Here is an 18,585-nt window from a genome sequence, read left to right on the forward strand (position 1 = left end):
GCTGCACTGATGATTCCCGAGCTGGGCCAGTTGGCGATGATCCTGGCCATCTGTTTTGCCGGCGTTCAGGCCAGCGTGCCGCTGCTCGGCGCCTGGCGGGGCGACAGCCTGTGGATGAGCCTGGCACGCCCGGCGGCGTGGGGCCAGTTCGCCTTTCTGGCGTTTGCCTTCGCCTGCCTGACCCATGCCTTCATGACCGACAACTTCTCGGTGGCGTATGTGGCCAGCAACTCCAACAGCGCCTTGCCCTGGTACTACAAGTTCAGCGCCGTGTGGGGCGCCCACGAAGGCTCGCTGCTGCTGTGGGCGCTGATCCTGGGCGGCTGGACCTTCGCCGTGTCGATCTTCTCGCGCCAGTTGCCGCAGGTGATGCTGGCCCGGGTGCTGGCGGTGATGGGCATGATCAGCGTGGGCTTCCTGTCGTTTCTGATCGTTACCTCCAACCCGTTCCAGCGTCTGCTGCCGCAGGTGCCTGCCGATGGTCGCGACCTCAACCCGCTGCTGCAGGACATCGGCCTGATCGTGCACCCGCCGATGCTCTACATGGGCTACGTGGGCTTCTCGGTGGCCTTCGCCTTCGCCATCGCCGCCTTGCTCGGCGGGCGCCTGGACGCGGCCTGGGCACGCTGGTCGCGGCCCTGGACCATCGTGGCCTGGGCGTTCCTGGGCATCGGCATCACCCTGGGCTCGTGGTGGGCCTACTACGAACTCGGCTGGGGTGGCTGGTGGTTCTGGGACCCGGTCGAAAACGCCTCGTTCATGCCGTGGCTGGTGGGCACCGCACTGATCCACTCGCTGGCCGTCACCGAGAAGCGCGGCGTGTTCAAGAGCTGGACCGTGCTGCTGGCGATCGCTGCATTTTCGCTGAGCCTGCTGGGCACCTTCCTGGTGCGTTCCGGCGTGCTGACCTCGGTGCACGCCTTTGCCGCCGACCCCGAGCGCGGCGTGTTCATCCTGATCTTCCTGCTGTTCGTGGTCGGCGGTTCGCTGACCCTGTTCGCCTTGCGCGCCCCGGTGGTCAAGAGCCAGGTCGGGTTCGCCCTGTGGTCGCGGGAAACCCTGCTGCTGGCCAACAACCTGGTGCTGGTGGTGGCGGCCTCGATGATCCTGCTGGGCACCCTGTACCCGCTGGTGCTCGATGCACTGACCGGGGCCAAGCTGTCGGTGGGGCCGCCTTACTTCGATGCGCTGTTCATCCCGCTGATGGCCCTGCTGATGGTGGTGATGGCGGTCGGCGTGATCGTGCGCTGGAAGGACACCCCGACGAAATGGCTGGTGAGCATGCTCACCCCGGTGGCGATCGGCAGCGTGGTGCTGGCACCCATCGGCGGGCTGCTGGTGGACGACTTCGACTGGCAGGTACTGACCACCTTCGCCCTGGCGGCGTGGATCCTGCTGGCCGGCGTGCGCGACCTGCTCGACAAGACCCGTCACAAGGGCCTGCTCAAGGGCATGCGCGGCCTGAGCCGCAGTTACTGGGGCATGCACGTGGCGCACCTGGGCATCGCGGTATGCGCCCTGGGCGTGGTGCTGTCGAGCAACAACAGCGCCGAACGCGACCTGCGCCTGGCGCCGGGCGAGTCGATGGAACTGGGCGGCTACCAGTTCGTGTTCGAAGGCGCCAAGCATTTCGAAGGGCCGAACTTCACCTCCGACAAGGGCACCGTGCGCGTGCTGCGGGACGGTCGTGAAATCAGCGTGCTGCACCCGGAAAAACGCCTGTACACCGTGCAGCAGTCGGTGATGACCGAGGCCGGCATCGATGCCGGTTTCACCCGCGACCTGTACGTGGCGCTGGGCGAGTCGCTGGACAACGGCGCCTGGGCCGTGCGCGTGCACGTCAAGCCGTTCGTGCGCTGGATCTGGCTGGGCGGCCTGCTGACCGGCCTGGGCGGCCTGATGGCGGCGATGGACAAGCGGTATCGGGTCAAGGTGAAAAGCCGGGTACGTGAAGTACTGGGCATGTCGGGAGCAACTGCATGAAGCGTTGGATCATGGTGCTGCCGCTGGCGGTGTTTCTGCTGGTGGCGGTGTTTCTGTACCGGGGCCTGTACCTGGACCCGTCCGAACTGCCCTCGGCGATGATCGGCAAACCCTTCCCGGCGTTCTCGCTGCCGACCGTGGAAGGCGACCGGACCCTGACCCGCGACGACCTGCTGGGCAAGCCGGCGCTGGTCAACGTGTGGGCCACCTGGTGCCCTTCGTGCAAGGTCGAGCACCCGGTGCTGAACAAGCTGGCCGAGCAGGGCGTGGTGATCTACGGGGTCAACTACAAGGACGAGAACGCGGCTGCGATCAAGTGGCTGACCGAGTTCCACAACCCCTACCAGATCGGCATCCGTGACGAGCACGGCACCCTCGGCCTGGACCTGGGTGTGTACGGCGCGCCGGAGACCTTCATCATCGACGCCAAGGGCATCATCCGGCACAAGTTCGTCGGCGTGGTCGACCAGACCGTGTGGCGCGAGCAACTGGCGCCGCTGTACCAGGGCCTGCTCGACGAGGCCGGCCAATGAGGCGCTGGCTGGCAGGCGCGCTGCTGGGCCTGAGCATCGCCGGCGTGGCCCACGCGGCCATCGACACCTATCAGTTCGCCGACGACGCCGAGCGCGAGCGTTACCACGTGCTGACCAAGGAACTGCGCTGCCCCAAGTGCCAGAACCAGGACATCGCCGACTCCAACGCACCGATTGCCGCCGACCTGCGCCGCGAGATCTTCCGCATGCTCGGCGAAGGCAAGGACAACCAGCAGATCATCGACTTCATGGTCGACCGCTATGGCGACTTCGTGCGCTACAAGCCGGCCCTGACGGCGCGTACCTGGCTGCTGTGGTTCGGCCCGGGCATCCTGCTGCTGGGCGGCTTCGGCATGCTGGCGCTGATCGTGCGCAAGCGCCGTACCCAGGCGGCGGGCGGCACCGTCGACCTTTCCCCCGAGGAGCGTGAGCGCCTCGCCAAACTGCTGGACAAAGAACGCACCCATGACTGAATTCTGGCTTCCCGCAGGCCTGCTGTTACTGGTAGCCCTGAGCTTTCTCCTGATCCCGGTGTTGCGCGTGCGTCGTGCGCAACAGGAAGAAGACCGTACCGCGTTGAACGTGGCCCTGTACCAGGAGCGCGTGGCCGAACTGCAGGCCCAGGGCGAGGCCGGTGTGCTCACCGCCGAGCAACTGGACCGTGGCCGCGACGAGGCCGCCCGCGAATTGCTGGCCGACACCGACAACGCCGAACCCGACCGCAGTGCGCGCCTGGGCAAGACCTTGCCGCTGCTGGCTGCGGTGCTGGTGCCGGTGATGGGCCTCGGGCTGTACCTGCACTTTGGCGCCAGCGACAAGGTCGAGCTGACCCGCGAGTTCGCCCAGGCGCCGCAGTCGGTGCAGGAGATGACCTCGCGCCTGGAGCGTGCGGTGCAGGCCCAGCCAGACTCGGCCGAAGGCCTGTACCTGCTGGGCCGTGCCTACATGGCCCAGGAACGCGCCGCCGATGCTGCCAAGGCCTTCGAGCGCGCTGCTGCCCTGGCCGGGCGTCAGCCTGAGCTGCTTGGGCAATGGGCGCAGGCGCTGTACTTCGGTAACGGCAAGCAGTGGACAGCGCAGATGCAGGCGTTGACCGACGAAGCGCTCAAGGCCGATCCGGCGGAAGTCACCAGCCTGGGGCTGCTGGGTATCGCCGCGTTCGAGGACGGGCGCTACCAGCAGGCCATCGACTACTGGAACCGTCTGATTGCCCAACTGCCCGAGGGCGATGCCTCGCGTGCCGCGCTGCAGGGCGGCATCGAGCGTGCTGGCGAACGGCTCAAGGCCGCGGGCCAGGCGCCGGCCACCAGCGCACGCCTGACGGTGCGGGTCGAGCTGGCGCCGGCGCTCAAGGACAAGGTGCGTCCCGATGACAGCGTGTTCATATTTGCCCGCGCCAGTTCCGGGCCGCCGATGCCGCTGGCGGCCAAGCGCGTGACCGTGGCCGACCTGCCGATCGAGGTTCAGCTCAGCGACAGTGATGCGATGATGCCGAACATGAAACTGTCGAGCTTCCCCGAAGTCCAACTGGTTGCGCGCGTCTCCCGTGCCGGCCAGCCGACCAAGGGCGAGTGGATCGGCCGTGGCAGCCCGCTGGCCAGCAGCACCGAGGCGCCGCAGCACCTGACCATCGACAGCCCGGACCCGTAGAGAGCTCACTATGAACAGCATCGCACGCCTCACCCTGATCGCCCTGGCCGTGGGCTTGAGTGCGTGTACGGTGCATCGGCCCAGCGAGCCCACTGTGCCGCCGATCGAAACCCTGCCGCCGACCGGGCCGGTGATCAAGCCGGTGCCGGGGCCCAAGCCAGGTACCCCGGCCACGCTGCCGACGCCCAAGCCGATGCCACGCACCTCGGCAAGCTTCGCGCCGCCGCCGGGTGGCGCCAGCCACTGGGACCCGAAACTCGGGGTGTACGTGCTCGAAGGCAAGACCAACACCTTCTACCGCCAACGCACCTACTACCGCTTCAGCAATGGCTGGAGCTGGGCCACCAGCCCTGACGGCCCCTGGCAGGACACCGACAGCAGCGGCGTGCCGGGCGGCCTGGGACGGGCTTTCGCCCAGTAAGCCCAAGCCGGCATAATGCCCCTTTGCGAATGGCCAGGGGGCAGGGCATGACACACAAGGTACTGGTGCTGGTAGAAACGGTGGATGACTACCTGCCCTTGCTCGAACAGGCCGGCTTCGAGCTGATTCGGGCACAGACCCCGGCCCTGCGTGCCGAGGCCATCGCCCGCCACGGCGGCGCAATCGATGCGGTACTGACCCGCGGGCCGCTGGGCTTGCGAGCCGACGAAATCGCCGCCTTGCCCCATCTGAAAATCATCTGCGTCATCGGCGCCGGCTACGAGGAAGTGGACCTGGCAGCGGCTGCTGCGCGTGGCATCACCGTGACCAATGGCGCCGGTGCCAACGCCACGGCGGTGGCCGACCATGCCCTGGCGCTGCTGTTCGCCATCGTGCGCGATATTCCCCGTGCCGATGCCACCACCCGCCAGGGGCAGTGGAACCGTGTGATCAGCCCGTCGCTGAGCGGCAAGCGCCTCGGGGTACTGGGCCTTGGCGCGACGGGGTTGGCGATTGCCCGGCGTGCGGCGCTGGGCTTCGACATGCAGGTCAGCTACCACAACCGCCGGCCACGCACCGACGTGCCTTACACCTGGTGCGAAAGCCCGCTGGCGCTGGCGGGGGAGGTGGACTTTCTGATCGTTGCCACCCCGGGCGGGGCCGGTACGCGCCACCTGGTCGACGCGGCGGTGCTGGACGCACTGGGGCCTCAGGGTTTTCTGGTGAACATTGCGCGGGCCAGCGTGGTGGACACCGATGCGATGGTGGCGGCGTTGCGCGAAGGGCGTATTGCCGGGGCCGGGCTGGATGTGTTCGATGCCGAGCCTGAAGTGCCGCAGGCACTCAAGGCGCTGGACAACGTGGTGCTGACCCCGCATGTGGCCGGACAGTCGCCGGAAGCGGCGCGCGATACGGTGGCGCTGGTGCTGCGCAACCTGCAGGCGTTCTTTGCCGGGGAACCGGTGTTGACCCCGGTGACGGCGTAATCCGTTGTAGGAGCCGGCCTTGCCGGCGAAAGGGCCGGGGCCGACTGCTGCTAGACTTCAGCCCTACCGCTCACCGCAAGGACCCTGCACCATGTCCCAACCCCAGGAAAAACACGGCAGCTGCCTGTGCGGCGCCATTCACCTCAGCGTCAGCCTCGACAACGCCAGTGTCAGCGCCTGCCATTGCAGCATGTGCCGCAAATGGTCCGGTGGCCCGTTGATGGTGGTGCACAGCACCCAGACCCTCAGGCTCAGCGGCGACACCCCGCGCATCTACGATTCCTCCGAGTGGGCCCAGCGCGGCTTCTGCGGCACCTGCGGCACCCACCTGTTCTATCGCCTCAAGGCCGGCGGCTTCGACGCCGTGCCGGTGGGCGTGCTCGATGGCGAGAGTGACTGGGCGCTGGAACTGCAGATCTACATCGATCAGAAGCCGGGCTACTACTGCTTCGCCAACCAGACCCGGACCCTCACCGGCGCGGAGGTGCAAGCGCAGTTCAGTTGAGCGCCAGCAACCAGTCCCTGAACACCTGGGCCGCCGGCGAGCACACGCGCTGCCTGTCATGCACCAGGTAGTCGGCCTGGCCGGTGTGCACGACGAACTCCGACACCGGCCGCACCTGCCCGCTGGCGATACGCTCGCGGGCCATGAACTCCCAGCCCAACCCCACCCCCATACCCTGCATCACCGCGTCGAACACCAGGGTGATCTGATTGAATGTCACCGCATCGGCCGGCGCCTTGTAGCGCACCCCCAGGTGCGCGAACCAGTCGGGCCAATCCAGACAGTTCCAGGCCGAGGCATCCAGCTGGATCAGCGGCAGGGCCTGCAGCGCCGCCAGCGAATCGGCTGGCGGCAGGGCCCGCTGGGTGCTGACGATGGGGTAGATGCATTCATCGAACAGCTTGTCGGCCTGCAGTGAACTCCAGCGGCCATGGCCGTACAGCACGCCGAAGTCATAGTTGCCCACCACGCGTTCATCCATCTCGTTGCTGGCATGGATGTTCACTGTCAGCTCGGGGTGCTGTGCGTTGAAGCGCAGCAGCCGCGGGAACAACCAGTACTGTGCCACCGCATGGGTGCAGATCACGCTGACATTGCGGCTGCCGTGCCCGCTCTTGAGGCGCAATACGTTGGCCAGCAGGCTGTCGAGCATCGGCTCGACGATGGCATTGAAGCCACTGCCGGCGGCGGTCAGGGTGATGCCGCGGGCGCGGCGTTCGAACAGCGGCGCACCCAGGTGTTCTTCAAGCAGCTTGATCTGTTTGCTCACCGCGCTCTGGGTCAGCGACAGCTCGGCGGCGGCGCGGGTGAAGCTGCCGGTGCGTACCACCGCCTCGAAAGCGATCAGGGTATCCAGCGGGGGCAGGTGACGGCTGAAGCGGCTCATTGCGGTGTCTTCGGTTCAGGGAATGGCTGGATGGTAAACCCGGTGCTTTACGCTTTAAAGGTATTCCCCATGGGAATGCCTGCATGCCGAATGATCTTTTGCCTGGACGCCTGCATTTGGCTAGCCTGCGTGCTCTGAAAAACGAGGAGCAGGCAAGTGAAACGGGGTGTGGCGTATGCCGGCGTGGCTGGTGCGATGTGGGGCATGGTGCTGATGGTGCCGCAACTGCTGCCGGAGTTCAGCCCGGTGCTGCTGGCCTGTGCGCGGTTCGTCCTGCTGGGGGCGGTATCGCTCGCGCTGCTGCTGCCAATGCGCAAGGCGCTGCGTCAGCTCGAACGGGCAGACGTGTGGATGCTGGCGCGCCTGGCGCTGATCGGCAACCTGCTGTACTTCATGTGCCTGGTGGCGGCGATCCAGCGCCTGGGCGTGGCGCCGGCATCGCTGATCGTTGGTGTGCTGCCGCTGACCATCACCCTGTACGGGCGCAATGACAGCGGCGCGGTGGCCCTGTCGCGCCTGGCCGGGCCATTGGCGCTGATCCTGGCGGGCATGCTGTGCATCAACCTGCAGACCTTCGCGGTGGAGCCGGGGGCGGTGCAGGACAAGCTCGCCGGGCTGCTCTATGCGCTGGCCGCGCTGGCCTGCTGGACCTGGTACGCCACCTACAACAGCCGCTATCTCAAGCAGTGCCGGCACCTGGACAGCCATCAGTGGTCGGTGCTCACCGGGGTGGTGACCGGCGTGTTCAGCCTGGTGCTGGTGGCGCTGCTGTGGGTGTGGCAGCCGCAGCAGTTGCAGGTGCAGGCCACTGCTGAGCGCTGGCAGCTGTTCTGGGCGTTCAGCCTGGGTTGCGCGCTGTTTGGCTCGTGGCTGGCGGGGGTGTTGTGGAATGCGGCAGCCAAGCGCATGCCGCTGACCCTGAGCGGGCAGTTGATCGTGTTCGAGACCCTGTTTGCCTTGCTGTATGCGTTCATCTGGCGCCAGAGCGGGCCGAACCTGCTGGAGGGCGCGGCGATCGTGCTGGTGGTGGGCGGGGTGTGCTGGTCGATGCGCCAGCACGAGCCGGTGACAGCCAGCGCCACCTCATGAGCCGAGTTCGCTCCCCACAGCCTTGCAAAACCCGGCCATTGCTGCGAAAACGCATCGGCAGAAAACGTCCCATAGCCGTCAGAGATCACCCATGAGCAACGAACTTCAAATCATCGACCTCCAGTTGGGCGACGGCAAGGCGGCCGTCAAGGGGGCGCTGATCACCACCCAGTACACCGGCTGGCTGGACGATGGCAGCGTATTCGATTCCTCCCACCAACGCGGCAAGCCGTTCCAGTGCGTGATCGGCACCGGCCGCGTGATCAAGGGCTGGGACCAGGGCCTGATGGGCATGCAGGTGGGCGGCAAGCGCAAGCTGATCGTGCCGGCGCACCTGGGTTACGACGCGCGCAGCGTGGGCAGCATCCCGCCGAATTCGACCCTCACCTTCGAGATCGAGTTGCTCGAGGTCCTCACCCGCGACGATTGAGGGCTGAGTCATTCTCATTACAGTCTTTGGCCCTGATGCCGATAACAGCCTGTCTCTCACCCGAAGCAAGGACATTTTGCGTGCTGCGTACTTTCTGTTTTCTTTTCCTGGCCTGCCTCGGCCTTACCGGTTGCTACTCCTTCACACCGGTGGGCCCGATCGGCGAACCGGTCACCGTGGCCGACAACACTGCACAGCGGGGCGCCCAGATCGCCGACGTGGCCATCACCGCGCCCGACCTCAAGGATGACGTGCGCCTGAACATCAGCCGCCAGCTCACCGCACAGATCAGCCACTACGTCGACCGCGGCGAGTACTTCACCAAACTGGTGGAATTTCCCGCCACCCTGGGCGAGCAGGATGTAGTGCTCAAGTTCACCATCACCTCGCTCAAGGGCAAGCGCACCACGCACCCCGGTTACGTTCCCGGCGCGTTGGTGACGCTGACGTTCTGGATCTGGTTCAACGGCCCGATCTATGTCGACAAGTACGACCTGGCCGGCGAGCTGGTGATCGAAGACCGCGACGGCAAGCGCCTCACCCGCGTCACCGAGCAGGTCAAGCTCGACAACAATGTCGGCCTGTACGACAACGACTATGCCAACGGCAGCCTGGGGGGCGTGCAGTTGCGTCAGCTGATCACCAGGTTGCTCGACACCGCGACGGCTGCCCCGCAATTGGCCACTCACTGAAAGGAATTCAACCATGCGTCATTGCCTAATGGCCCTGTTGCTGGCCCTCAGCACGGCCCTGACCGGCTGCATCAGCTACTCCCAGCACCAGTTGCCGGTGGTCGAAGCCTGGCCGCCGCTGCCTGCCGCCGATGCGGCGCCCGCGCACAAGACCGCCTATGTGCGCTTCAATACACTGTACGAGTTCAACGGCCAGCCGCGCGCCAGCAACGCCAACCTGATGCGTTTCGAAAAGACCCTGGTGCAGAGCTATGAACAGAGCGAGCGCTTCACACGGGTGACCAGCGAGAAGGTCGACTCCGACGTGTACGCCTACGTCACGCTCAGGAACAACGAGCAAGGCAACGTGCTGGCGGCGACGCTGACCGGTGCGACGCTGTTCATCATCCCGTCCACCTTCGACAACACCCTGACCCTGGAGACGCTGTACAAGGACCGTGAAGGCAAACTCATCGGCAAGGTCAGCAAGAGCGAAACCATCACCACCTGGATGCAATTGCTGTTGATCTTCGCGGTGCCGTTCAACGATTCGGGCGATGCCATCATCGAGCACCTGAGCCGCAGTTCGGTTGAAGAAGCGATCCGGCGCAAGCTGATCTGAGCGTCATCATCGCGAAACATCCCTGCGCCAGACTGGCGCGGGCTCAAGGCAGAGCCGGCACGGATGAACCAAACGGGTTTGCGACACTCTCAAGCACGCCCGTTTCCACGGATGGAACGACAGACAGGGATCACCCCGCAGCCTCGGCTGCGGGGTGGCACAGGCGGGTCAGCCTCAACCCTATTTGTCGCAAAGAGCCCGTGCCATGAAGTTGCCCTCCTTTTTTCGGCGTTATCGCCCTGCGCTGTTTTCCGTTCCGCTGGTCGTCGGCGCCACCCTGCTGACCTTCGAAGCGCTCGAAAGCCGAGCCCAGCCGGTGGACGGCACCCAGACCCTGGTCTTCCTGCGCCACGCAGAAAAGCCCGGCGAAGGCCTCGGGCAACTGAACTGCCAGGGCCTCAACCGCGCCCTGGACCTGGCCACTCTGCTCCCGGAAAAATTCGGCCCCGCCGACTACGTGTTTGCCGCCAACCCCAGCCGCGAAGTGGAGGAGGGCAGCAACGACAATGCCTACAGCTATATCCGTCCGCTGATGACCATCAGCCCGAGCGCGATCAAGCTCGGCCTGCCGGTGAACATCGACTTCGGCGCCAACGACACCGGCGACCTGGCCGACGAGCTGCTGCAGGACAAGTACCGCAACGCCACGGTCTACACCGCGTGGTCACACGGCTACCTGCCCGAGCTGATCAACACCGTGGCCGGCAAGGCGCTGGGCGAAAAACGCACCATCACCGACGACTGGGACGGTGAGGATTTCGACTCGCTGTATGTGCTGACCCTGACCTGGCACGACGGCAAGGCCAGCCTGCTCAGCCGCAACTACAAGCAGGGGCTGGACAACGGCGACCTCGCCTGCCCGAGCTGAGGGCTAGTTCACCACCTCGAAGCGTGCGCTGGCCTCGCGCCACTCGAACGTCTTGCCCAGGCAATACGGGCTGGAAGGGATGAGCACCTGGGTGGCGCCACCCTGCAGGCGTACCTGGACGGTGTCGATACCCTTGCTGCGACAGCCCGGCACCTTCACCTCCAGCGTCTGCTGCAGCTTGCCGGTGGCCTTGTCCATCACCTGGATGGTTTCGAGGGCGGCATAGTCCATGTCCATCGGCAACTGGAAGTAGAAGCGTTCGGTGGATGCGGCCTGGGGCAGTACCGCGCCCGGCGAGGGTGTCTGCAGGCCGATGTCGGCCACCAGCTTGAGCGTGAAGGGCAGCTGCTTGCCGCTGGCGTAGGCGGTCCAGGTGCCTTGCAGCGGCTGGGCACGGCTGCTGAAATCGGCTTTCTGGAAATGCAGGCGCGCGGTGGGCAGGCCGCCGCTGTCCAGTTCGTCCATGGCGAAGTTGTAGGTGTCGGTGTTGCGCGTGGGCTTGAGCCGGATCGGCGTGTGGTAGCGCTCGTAGTAGTAGATACCGGTCACGTAGTCGTTGGTGCGCTCGATCACCAGCGTCACCGGCAACCCGCCGAGTTTGCCCTGGTACACGGAATGGTAGGCCAGGGCATTGGCGCTCAGGCACAGCAGCAGGCAGGCGAACAGGGTACGAAACGGCATCAGAAAGGCTCCACGCTGTGGCGCTGCCACACCAGTTGCTTGGGGTCGACGAAGTGGTAGTACTGCCAGTCGCTGGTCCCGGTGTCGTAGTTGCTGCCCTGGCGCTGGGCTACCCAGCCGGGGGCGGGGAACTTGAGCGCGCCCTTGTCGCCCAGCGCTTCGAGTTCGGTGTGGCGTTGGTAGGTATTGCTGGTGGGCTGGTACAGGTAGAACTGGTCCGGCTCCTGGTTGGCGCCGCCGGTGGCGCGCTGGCCGATGGGCGAGGCCCTGAAGTCGATGATGCCGTCACCGTTGTAGTCGGCGAAGGTCAGGGTCCGGGTGCCGTTGAACGCCAGCGCCAGATTGTCCAGCACCTGCAGTGTGCTGCCGCTGGCGAGGTCGATGATGGTGATGCGATCGACCTTGCCGGTGTATTCGCCCTCGGCCTTGCTGGCGTGCACATAGAAGCTCTTGCCGCGGTTCTGCGGCTGTTGCAGCAGCGCGCCTTGCCAGCTGGAGCGCTGCTCGTCGCTGAAGCGAGTCTGGCGCGTGAGGCTGAAGGGCACACGTTCCCGGGTGCGCAGGTCGATCCATTCGCCACTGAAGTCGCGATCGTGCGTGAACACGAAGGGGCGCACCCGCAATGCTGCGGCGGGCATGCGCGGGTTGTCCATGATGTTGATCAGCAGTGGCACGTCCTTGCTGTAGGGCGTCACTTCCAGTGGCTGGCTGGTGTGGTGCTCGGTGTCCAGCAGGTAGCCTTGCACGTACTCGTACTGCGAGGTGTATTGCAGGGCGACCTCGACCTTGCGCTCGCCGAGGGTGCCCTGGTACAGGTTGATCGGGTCGGTGGCGTGGGCGCTGGTGAAGGCCAGCGCCAGGCCCAGCATGCAGAGGGGCCTTGGGAAAGCGAACATGGTGACGGTGCGTCCTTGCGGGAGAGGGGCGCAAGGCTAGCATATGTGTGGAACGTGCCGTTGCTCTGCGAATCCCGCGCCGCCCGCCAGTATGGCGCTTATGCCATCGGCGGCAGCCGTCGCTTCACCGGGCTTTTCTTGACGATGGCGGTGTTGGTTTCGGCGTGGCTGTTGAGCTTGTCGAGCAAGGTGTCGAGCTGCTCCATCGAGCGTACATGCAGGCGCGCGATGAAGCAGTCGTCACCCGTGACCTTGTCGCACTCGGTGAACTCGGGGATGGCGATGATCTGGCGCTCCACCTCCTGCAACTGCCCCGGCAACGGACGAATGCGCACGATGGCCTGCAACTGGTACCCGAAGCTGCGCGGGTCGATGTCGACCGTGTAGCCCTTGAGCACGCCGCGTTCTTCCAGGCGACGCAGGCGCTCGCTGACGCTGGGCGCCGACAGCCCGCTCAGGTGCGCCAGCGCCTTGAGCGAACGCCGCGAGTCTTCCATCAGCGCCTTGATCAACAGCTGGTCGATATCGTCAGTCATGCAATCCTCGTCAGGCAGATCAATGAAATTGCCTTGATAAAAAAGGCAAGGCTTGAGTCTAGCCTTGTTTTTGCTATGGAGTGCCCTGGCTTCTCGCTCGCATAATCTGTCCATCGTCTGGGAGGTGAGAGATGGACAATTCAATACGCCGTGGGTCGTTGGAAATGGTCGCCGCGATGCTGATATCCGGCACCATCGGCTGGTTCGTGCTGGTGTCGGGGCAACCGGTGCTGGACGTGGTGTTCTGGCGCTGCGTGTTCGGCGCCGGCACGCTGTTGCTGGTGTGCGCCGTGCTGGGCTTTCTGCGGCCGGGCATCCTCACACGTGCCAGCTTTGCCCTGGCGGTACTCAGCGGGGTGGCCATCGTGGGCAACTGGGTGCTGCTGTTCGGCTCCTATTCACGGGCCTCGATTGCCATCGGTACGGCGGTGTACAACGTGCAGCCGTTCATGCTGGTGGGGCTGGCGGCGGTGTTTCTGGGTGAAAAGCTCAGTGTGCCCAAGCTGTTCTGGCTGGGGGTGTCGTTTGCCGGGATGCTGGCCATTGTGAGTGCCCACGGCAGCGGGCAGGGCAGTGGCGAGGATTACCTGCTGGGCATCGCGCTGGCGCTGGGCGCGGCGTTTCTGTACGCGGTGGCCGCGCTGATCATCAAGCGCCTGAGTGGCACGCCGCCGCACCTGATCGCGCTGATCCAGGTGAGCACCGGCATCCTGTTGCTGGCGCCCTTTGCCAATACCGGCGGCCTGCCGGGCACTGCGGGGGCGCTGGCCAGCCTGGTGACGCTGGGTATCGTGCACACCGGCCTGATGTACGTGCTGCTGTATGGCGCCATCCAGAAACTGCCGACCGCGTTGACCGGGGCGCTGTCGTTCATCTACCCGATTGCGGCGATCTTCGTCGACTGGTTCGCCTTTGGCCATCGCTTGAGCGCGCTGCAATGGCTGGGGGTGGCGGCGATTCTGCTGGCGGCTGCCGGCATGCAGCAGGGCTGGTGGTGGAGGGCGAGCGGCAAGCTGCACGCCACAAGCGACAAGTAAACAGGCGCCCGGCGCAAACTTGTCGCTTGCTGCGTGAAGCTTGCCGCTAAAATAGCCCTTTTTGTCCCAGTGAATCCTGCCATGCCGATTGCCACCCTTCACGCCCACCTGCTCGGTGCCCTGAACCCTGCGCCTGCCGAAACCCGGCGCCTGTTCCATGGGCGTGGGCGCTGCTGGCCGGGGCTTGAACAGATCACCGTGGACTGGCTGCAGGGCGTGCTGCTGGTCTCGCTGTTTCGCGAACCGCCCGAAGGGCAACTGGCCACGCTGGAGCAGATGCTGCGCACCCTGGCCGCCAGCCCTGGCTGGCCCGGGCAGGCGATCCTGATTCAGCACCGCTACCTGCCCGACAGCCCCGGCCAGTGGTTGCTGGGCGAGCCGAGCGAGCACCGCGTGATCGACGAGGATGGCCTGCGCTATCAGCTGGACCTGGGCCTGAAGCAGAACACCGGGCTGTTCCTGGACATGCGCTATGGCCGGCGCTGGGTGCGGGAGCAGGCGGCGGGCAAGCGGGTGCTCAACCTGTTCGCCTACACCTGCGGGTTTTCGGTGGCAGCGATTGCCGGGGGGGCCGAGCAGGTGATCAACCTCGATATGGCGCGCTCGGCCCTGAGCCGCGGGCGCGACAACCATCGGCTCAACGGGCATGACCTGGGCCGGGTGGGGTTTCTGGGGCATGAGCTGTTCAAGTCATGGGGCAAGGTGCGCAAGAGCGGGCCGTATGACCTGGTCATCATCGACCCGCCGACGTTCCAGAAGGGCAGCTTTGTGCTGACCCAGGACTACAGCAAGATCCTGCGCCGCCTGCCGGAGCTGTTGAGTGAAGGCGGCACGGTGCTGGCGTGCGTGAACGACCCGGCCATCGGGCCTGACTTTCTGATCGAGGGGATGGCAGCCGAGGCGCCGGGGCTGGTGTTCGTGGAGCGTCTGGCCAACCCACCGGAGTTTGCGGACAGTGATCCGGTGGGCGGGCTGAAGGCGCTGGTGTTTCGCCAGGGGTGAATCTGTTGTGCCAGTGCTGGCCTATCGCGGGTCAAGCCCGCTCCCACAAGGATTGGCGCTAACCCTGTGGGAGCGGGCTTGACCCGCGATGCGATCCGAAGGCTAGCGCCGCAAACGCCGCCACCCCATCACCACACCACTTACGCTCAGCACCAGCCCACCCAGGCTGAGCACGATCATCCACCCATCCCACAACGGCCGCCGCGTCAGCAGCGGTAGCCAGTCCCAGCTGTGCAGCAACGCGAACAGCCAGCGTGACACGCGCCGTGGCTGGTCCAGCTGCCCCAGTACTTCACCGGTGTACAGGTCCAGATGCAGCCAGGTCTGCGCCGGGTCGTCGAAGCGCACCCGCAGCACCGGCAGACGCTTTTCAAGATGCCCGAGCATGCTCTGCTCGGCCCGTGCGTAGTAGTAGAAGTCGTAGGCCTCCAACTGCTGCACCTGCATCGCCGGCCCGATCGCCCGCGCCGCCTGCTCCAGCACCGCCCGTGGCAGACGCTGCAGCACCTGGCCGTCGTGCATCGACAGTACCCGCGTGCGTCCCGCGCCGTCCTGGCCCACCACATACCCCGCGCCCCCGATCAGCCGCCACTCCAGCTCGCGGGCGGTGAAGCCCTGGTCGGCAAAGCGCGCCAGTGCCTGGGGCACCGACAGCGGGAACGCCGCCGCATTCAGCGGCCCGCCCTGATATGCCGAGGTATCCAGCGGCTGCGCACTGCTGAACAGCCGCCACGGGTTCATCGACATCAGCCCACTGAAAATCCAGGTGATGGCCAGGGCACCGAACAGCAACCCGCCCACATGGTGCCAGCGTGCCCAGCCCTTGTACGGCGAACGCGAACCGCTGCGGTAGGGCCGGCTGAAACGCCAGCGCATCACCCCCACCACCGCGCCCAGCAGCGCCATCATGCTGGCCGCCAGCGACAGGTAGATCACCAGGTTGCTCCACAGCCCGTCCACGCCGATGCCGCGCAACGGATACAGCCAGTGCAGCCAGGCGCCGATCAGGTTCCAGCCGCGCTCGCTGGCGCTGGCATCGCGCACCACTTCGCCGGTCGGGCCGCTGATGTACAGCAAGGTGCCGTCCGTATCGCTCAACTGCACGCGATGCAGCGGCCGGTGCGCATCCAGTGCGCGCGAATGGCTCCACAGGTCTTCCTGCACCGCGTCGCGATAGGTCAGCGGCGCATGCGGGTCGTATTGCCCGGCACTGGCCAGCGCCCGTTCGCGGGTGGTGGGGGCGATGCGCTGGCCGCTAGTTGCGTCCACCGCCAGGGCCTTGCCGCTGGCATAGTCGAACAGGTAAAGCGCCTGCCCCGCCACGCTGCTCAGGCGTATGCGTGCAGGTTGCGGATCGGCCACCGCCAGCGCCTCGCCCAGCGAGACGCAACAGCCCTGCGCCGACAGCGCCGGCAGGTGCGCCAGGTGCTCGCGCGGGGTCAGCTTGGGGTAGCCCACGTACAGCATCACCATGCCCGAGACGAACCACAGCGCCATGAACACGCAGGTCACGATCCCCAGCCAGCGATGCCACAGGTACAGATAACGCTTCATTGCAACGCTCCATCAGGGCCGGGGCGCGAACGCCCCGGCCCGGCCCAGTCAGAAGCGGGTCTGCACCGCCAGTTCGAAGGTGCGCGGTGCACCCAGGTAGAGCATGCTCGACGAAGTCCAGCGTGCGTACACCTCGTCGGTCAGGTTGCGCACCCGCGCGGTGATGCGCGTGTCGGCATCCACCTTGTAGCCGACGAAGGCCCCGAACAGGGTGTACGACGGCGCGTAGCGGGTGTTGGCCGCATCGGCGTACACCGACGACACATAGCGGCTGTCGCCGCCCACCTGCCACTGCGGGTCCAGGTCGTAGGTCAGCCACAGGTTGGCCACCCGGTCCGGGGTGTTGGTGGGGGTGTTGCCCTTGCGCGAGAACGACTGGCCGCCGACGTTTTCGTTGAACGCGTCGTACTGCGCATCGACATAGGCGAAGTTGCCTTCGGCCAGCAGTTGCGGGGTGACGCGCAGCGCCGCCGCCACCTCGATACCGCGTGACGACTGCTTGCCCACCGGCTGGGTGAAGCCGGGGTTGGCCGGGTCGGCGGTGGCCAGGTTGTCGCGCTCGATGCGGTAGGCGGCCACGGTGGCCGAACCGCGTCCGTCCAGAAAGTCGAACTTGCTGCCCACCTCCAGCTGCTTGCCGGTGCTCAGGTCGAAGTCGCGCACCTGGCCGAAGCTGGCGGTGGTGAGCATGCCGGCGGGCGGGTCGGCGGCGGTGCTGTACTGCACATACACGTTGGCCGACGGGGTCAGCTCGAACACCAGGCCCACACGCCCGGTGGTGGGCTGGTAGCGGCGTTTGAACTGCGCCGGGTTGGCCTCGTTGACGGCGCGGTAGTTGCGTACCTGCAGGTCGATGCTGTCGTGGCGCAGGCCGGTCAGCAGGGTCAGGCGATCGGTCAGGGTCAGGCGGTTCTCCAAAAAGCCGGCCCAGGTGTCGACCGTGTTCTGACGGTTCTTCTCGTAGCCGGGGAACATGCCTGGCAGGTCGTAGAAGTGTCCCGGGTCGAAGTGGTCGGGGTCGACGCTGCCGGCAGCGGTGCCCGAGCGCGGGTAGGTCATCTGCACGTTGTGGCTGTAGTCCAGGCCCGTCGACCACTGGCTGCGCAGGCCGAACAGCTGGCCGTCATGCAGCAGTTCCACGCGGTTGCCGTTGAGCTCCTGGTCGTGCCGTTGCAGCAGGCTGCCGGCGCGTTGCACGCGGCTGTTGTCGGCGTTGTAGGTGTAGGTCTCGAGATTGCGGAAATTGCGCTCGGCGTTGTAGTGGTAAAGCGTATTGCGCAGCGAGGTGGCGTCGTCGAAACGGTACTCGCTGATCGAGCGCAGCCAGCGCACGCGCTGCTCGTAGCGCCCGTCCTCGACGTTGTAGTTCTCGAAGCGCCGGCTCTTGTCGACCTTCATCTGGCCGCCCAGCGGGTTGAGCACCGGGCTGCCCCAGTAGGGGCTGTCGACGCTCTCGTTCTGGTATTCGAGTGCCAGGGTGTGGGACAGCTGGTCGTTGATGTCGGTCAGCAGCGAGAACGCCACGCTCCAGGCATCGCGCTCCTCGCGGTCGACGTAGCCATTGCTGCGGGTATGGCTGAAATCCAGGCGCGCATGGTTGGTGTCGTTGAGTGCGTGGTTGAAGCCGAACGAGGTCTCGCTGCTGTCGTAGCTGCCATAGCTGACGCGGCCTTCGTTGAAGTCTTCGTCGCGGTTGGCCAGCTTGGTGATGTAGTTGATCGAGCCGCCTACGGCGCCGGCGCCGAACAGGAAGCTGGACGGGCCGCCGACCGCTTCGACGCGGTCATAGATCCAGCTGTCGACCGGGCGTGCGGCGATCGAGTCGTACTGCACGCTGATGCCATTGAACAGTTGGGTGATCTGCGCCCCGGAAAAGCCCCGGTACGACACCGAGCCGGCCGAGCCGGGCGGGGAGGCGGCGTTCAGGCCGGGTACGCCGGCGAGCATGTCCTGGGTGGTCCTGGCGCCGCGCTGTTCGATTTGCTGGCGGTTGACGATGCTGATCGAGGCCGGGGTTTCTCGGGGCGTGAGGCCCAGGCGCGAACCGGTTTGCGAGGGGGTGTCGAGCAAAACGCCGTCCACCGGAATCGGCCGGTCGCTGACCAGTACATCGGGCAGCACGAGTGCCTCGTCGGCAACGGCGTTGAGCGACAGGGCGCAGAGCAGGGCAGTGCAGCCCTGCAAACGTGGGAAAGGGGTCATTGAGCGAACTCTGCAGGTGAGCCAACGGCACCC

At 66.0% G+C, this 18,585-nt stretch carries 20 protein-coding genes; 14 read left to right on the forward strand and 6 right to left on the reverse strand.

The window, feature by feature from the left end:
• Nucleotides 1-9 precede the first annotated feature (9 nt).
• The 7 genes from DN388_RS22060 to DN388_RS22090 all read left to right on the forward strand — a co-directional run bounded on the left by DN388_RS22060 (nt 10) and on the right by DN388_RS22090 (nt 6,078).
• Entirely contained in the window at nt 10-1,983 is a 1,974-nt protein-coding gene (locus DN388_RS22060) for a heme lyase CcmF/NrfE family subunit (RefSeq protein ID WP_167400228.1), read from the forward strand.
• Nucleotides 1,980-2,516 carry a DsbE family thiol:disulfide interchange protein gene (locus DN388_RS22065; protein WP_043861843.1) on the forward strand — a complete coding sequence of 179 codons (537 nt, stop codon included), beginning with the start codon at nt 1,980-1,982 and terminating at the stop codon, nt 2,514-2,516. The genes DN388_RS22060 and DN388_RS22065 overlap by 4 nt, the downstream gene beginning before the upstream one ends.
• A complete protein-coding gene (locus DN388_RS22070; protein ID WP_043861844.1) occupies nt 2,513-2,989 on the forward strand; it encodes a cytochrome c-type biogenesis protein in 477 nt (158 codons plus the stop codon). Before DN388_RS22065 ends, DN388_RS22070 begins: the two co-directional genes overlap by 4 nt.
• On the forward strand, nt 2,982-4,166 hold the full coding sequence (ccmI, locus tag DN388_RS22075) for a c-type cytochrome biogenesis protein CcmI (protein WP_054915616.1): 1,185 nt from the start codon (nt 2,982-2,984) through the stop codon (nt 4,164-4,166). Before DN388_RS22070 ends, ccmI begins: the two co-directional genes overlap by 8 nt.
• 10 nt (nt 4,167-4,176) lie before the next feature.
• Nucleotides 4,177-4,587 carry a hypothetical protein gene (locus DN388_RS22080; protein WP_043861846.1) on the forward strand — a complete coding sequence of 137 codons (411 nt, stop codon included), beginning with the start codon at nt 4,177-4,179 and terminating at the stop codon, nt 4,585-4,587.
• 47 nt (nt 4,588-4,634) lie between these two features.
• Nucleotides 4,635-5,573 carry a 2-hydroxyacid dehydrogenase gene (locus DN388_RS22085; RefSeq protein ID WP_078480268.1) on the forward strand — a complete coding sequence of 313 codons (939 nt, stop codon included), beginning with the start codon at nt 4,635-4,637 and terminating at the stop codon, nt 5,571-5,573.
• Between the two features lie 91 nt (nt 5,574-5,664).
• Nucleotides 5,665-6,078, forward strand: a complete 414-nt coding sequence (locus DN388_RS22090; RefSeq protein ID WP_043861848.1) for a GFA family protein — start codon at nt 5,665-5,667, stop codon at nt 6,076-6,078.
• Here the strand turns inward: DN388_RS22090 and DN388_RS22095 are convergent.
• The gene (locus tag DN388_RS22095) at nt 6,071-6,964 is read right to left on the reverse strand and encodes a LysR substrate-binding domain-containing protein (protein ID WP_054915613.1); all 894 of its coding nucleotides are present in this window, start codon (nt 6,962-6,964) and stop codon (nt 6,071-6,073) included. The two genes, DN388_RS22090 and DN388_RS22095, sit on opposite strands and share 8 nt — an antisense overlap.
• A 156-nt stretch (nt 6,965-7,120) precedes the next feature.
• Between DN388_RS22095 and DN388_RS22100 the strand changes: the two genes are divergently transcribed.
• From DN388_RS22100 to DN388_RS22120, 5 genes are all read left to right on the forward strand, one after another.
• Nucleotides 7,121-8,053 (forward strand): DMT family transporter, encoded by a 933-nt coding sequence (locus tag DN388_RS22100; RefSeq protein WP_123753585.1) that lies wholly within the window; start codon nt 7,121-7,123, stop codon nt 8,051-8,053.
• Nucleotides 8,054-8,144: 91 nt separating this feature from the next.
• Complete coding sequence (locus DN388_RS22105) at nt 8,145-8,483, forward strand: FKBP-type peptidyl-prolyl cis-trans isomerase (protein WP_043861851.1); 339 nt, start codon at nt 8,145-8,147, stop codon at nt 8,481-8,483.
• A gap of 83 nt (nt 8,484-8,566) precedes the next feature.
• Nucleotides 8,567-9,175, forward strand: coding sequence for a hypothetical protein (locus DN388_RS22110; protein WP_078480293.1), 609 nt, complete (start codon nt 8,567-8,569; stop codon nt 9,173-9,175).
• A 13-nt stretch (nt 9,176-9,188) separates the two neighbouring features.
• Nucleotides 9,189-9,776: a hypothetical protein gene (locus DN388_RS22115; RefSeq protein ID WP_043861853.1), complete on the forward strand. Its 588-nt coding sequence runs from the start codon at nt 9,189-9,191 to the stop codon at nt 9,774-9,776.
• A 205-nt stretch (nt 9,777-9,981) separates the two neighbouring features.
• Nucleotides 9,982-10,644 carry a hypothetical protein gene (locus tag DN388_RS22120; RefSeq protein ID WP_058542044.1) on the forward strand — a complete coding sequence of 221 codons (663 nt, stop codon included), beginning with the start codon at nt 9,982-9,984 and terminating at the stop codon, nt 10,642-10,644.
• Between the two features lie 3 nt (nt 10,645-10,647).
• Here DN388_RS22120 and DN388_RS22125 read toward each other — a convergent pair whose 3' ends face one another.
• The 3 genes from DN388_RS22125 to DN388_RS22135 form a co-directional block, all read right to left on the reverse strand.
• Complete coding sequence (locus DN388_RS22125; RefSeq protein ID WP_043861855.1) at nt 10,648-11,325, reverse strand: hypothetical protein; 678 nt, start codon at nt 11,323-11,325, stop codon at nt 10,648-10,650.
• On the reverse strand, nt 11,325-12,221 hold the full coding sequence (locus DN388_RS22130) for a hypothetical protein (RefSeq protein WP_157811456.1): 897 nt from the start codon (nt 12,219-12,221) through the stop codon (nt 11,325-11,327). The genes DN388_RS22125 and DN388_RS22130 overlap by 1 nt, the downstream gene beginning before the upstream one ends.
• A 98-nt stretch (nt 12,222-12,319) precedes the next feature.
• Nucleotides 12,320-12,757: an Lrp/AsnC family transcriptional regulator gene (locus tag DN388_RS22135; protein ID WP_043861856.1), complete on the reverse strand. Its 438-nt coding sequence runs from the start codon at nt 12,755-12,757 to the stop codon at nt 12,320-12,322.
• A 131-nt stretch (nt 12,758-12,888) separates the two neighbouring features.
• Here DN388_RS22135 and DN388_RS22140 point away from each other — a divergent pair, with 131 nt between their 5' ends.
• Together DN388_RS22140 and DN388_RS22145 are read left to right on the forward strand one after the other, a co-directional pair.
• A complete protein-coding gene (locus tag DN388_RS22140; protein ID WP_054915609.1) occupies nt 12,889-13,794 on the forward strand; it encodes a DMT family transporter in 906 nt (301 codons plus the stop codon).
• An 81-nt stretch (nt 13,795-13,875) separates the two neighbouring features.
• A complete protein-coding gene (locus DN388_RS22145; protein ID WP_196932927.1) occupies nt 13,876-14,796 on the forward strand; it encodes a class I SAM-dependent methyltransferase in 921 nt (306 codons plus the stop codon).
• Between the two features lie 102 nt (nt 14,797-14,898).
• Here DN388_RS22145 and DN388_RS22150 read toward each other — a convergent pair whose 3' ends face one another.
• Complete coding sequence (locus DN388_RS22150) at nt 14,899-16,350, reverse strand: PepSY domain-containing protein (protein WP_116053250.1); 1,452 nt, start codon at nt 16,348-16,350, stop codon at nt 14,899-14,901.
• A 48-nt stretch (nt 16,351-16,398) separates the two neighbouring features.
• Complete coding sequence (locus tag DN388_RS22155) at nt 16,399-18,552, reverse strand: TonB-dependent siderophore receptor (protein ID WP_116053253.1); 2,154 nt, start codon at nt 18,550-18,552, stop codon at nt 16,399-16,401.
• Between the last annotated feature and the right edge of the window lie 33 nt (nt 18,553-18,585).

Origin of the sequence: Pseudomonas sp. S12(2018), assembly GCF_024355235.1 — a bacterium.
Classification (GTDB): domain Bacteria; phylum Pseudomonadota; class Gammaproteobacteria; order Pseudomonadales; family Pseudomonadaceae; genus Aquipseudomonas; species Aquipseudomonas palmensis.

What these genes read in the sequence shown, in the direction of transcription:
- DN388_RS22060 (WP_167400228.1), top strand. Translation starts at nt 10, where the DNA reads ATGATTCCCGAGCTGGGCCAGTTGGCGATGATCCTGGCCATCTGTTTT.
- DN388_RS22065 (WP_043861843.1), top strand. Translation starts at nt 1,980, where the DNA reads ATGAAGCGTTGGATCATGGTGCTGCCGCTGGCGGTGTTTCTGCTGGTG.
- DN388_RS22070 (WP_043861844.1), top strand. Translation starts at nt 2,513, where the DNA reads ATGAGGCGCTGGCTGGCAGGCGCGCTGCTGGGCCTGAGCATCGCCGGC.
- ccmI (WP_054915616.1), top strand. Translation starts at nt 2,982, where the DNA reads ATGACTGAATTCTGGCTTCCCGCAGGCCTGCTGTTACTGGTAGCCCTG.
- DN388_RS22080 (WP_043861846.1), top strand. Translation starts at nt 4,177, where the DNA reads ATGAACAGCATCGCACGCCTCACCCTGATCGCCCTGGCCGTGGGCTTG.
- DN388_RS22085 (WP_078480268.1), top strand. Translation starts at nt 4,635, where the DNA reads ATGACACACAAGGTACTGGTGCTGGTAGAAACGGTGGATGACTACCTG.
- DN388_RS22090 (WP_043861848.1), top strand. Translation starts at nt 5,665, where the DNA reads ATGTCCCAACCCCAGGAAAAACACGGCAGCTGCCTGTGCGGCGCCATT.
- DN388_RS22095 (WP_054915613.1), bottom strand. Translation starts at nt 6,964, where the DNA reads ATGAGCCGCTTCAGCCGTCACCTGCCCCCGCTGGATACCCTGATCGCT.
- DN388_RS22105 (WP_043861851.1), top strand. Translation starts at nt 8,145, where the DNA reads ATGAGCAACGAACTTCAAATCATCGACCTCCAGTTGGGCGACGGCAAG.
- DN388_RS22115 (WP_043861853.1), top strand. Translation starts at nt 9,189, where the DNA reads ATGCGTCATTGCCTAATGGCCCTGTTGCTGGCCCTCAGCACGGCCCTG.
- DN388_RS22120 (WP_058542044.1), top strand. Translation starts at nt 9,982, where the DNA reads ATGAAGTTGCCCTCCTTTTTTCGGCGTTATCGCCCTGCGCTGTTTTCC.
- DN388_RS22125 (WP_043861855.1), bottom strand. Translation starts at nt 11,325, where the DNA reads ATGCCGTTTCGTACCCTGTTCGCCTGCCTGCTGCTGTGCCTGAGCGCC.
- DN388_RS22130 (WP_157811456.1), bottom strand. Translation starts at nt 12,221, where the DNA reads ATGTTCGCTTTCCCAAGGCCCCTCTGCATGCTGGGCCTGGCGCTGGCC.
- DN388_RS22135 (WP_043861856.1), bottom strand. Translation starts at nt 12,757, where the DNA reads ATGACTGACGATATCGACCAGCTGTTGATCAAGGCGCTGATGGAAGAC.
- DN388_RS22140 (WP_054915609.1), top strand. Translation starts at nt 12,889, where the DNA reads ATGGACAATTCAATACGCCGTGGGTCGTTGGAAATGGTCGCCGCGATG.
- DN388_RS22145 (WP_196932927.1), top strand. Translation starts at nt 13,876, where the DNA reads ATGCCGATTGCCACCCTTCACGCCCACCTGCTCGGTGCCCTGAACCCT.
- DN388_RS22150 (WP_116053250.1), bottom strand. Translation starts at nt 16,350, where the DNA reads ATGAAGCGTTATCTGTACCTGTGGCATCGCTGGCTGGGGATCGTGACC.
- DN388_RS22155 (WP_116053253.1), bottom strand. Translation starts at nt 18,552, where the DNA reads ATGACCCCTTTCCCACGTTTGCAGGGCTGCACTGCCCTGCTCTGCGCC.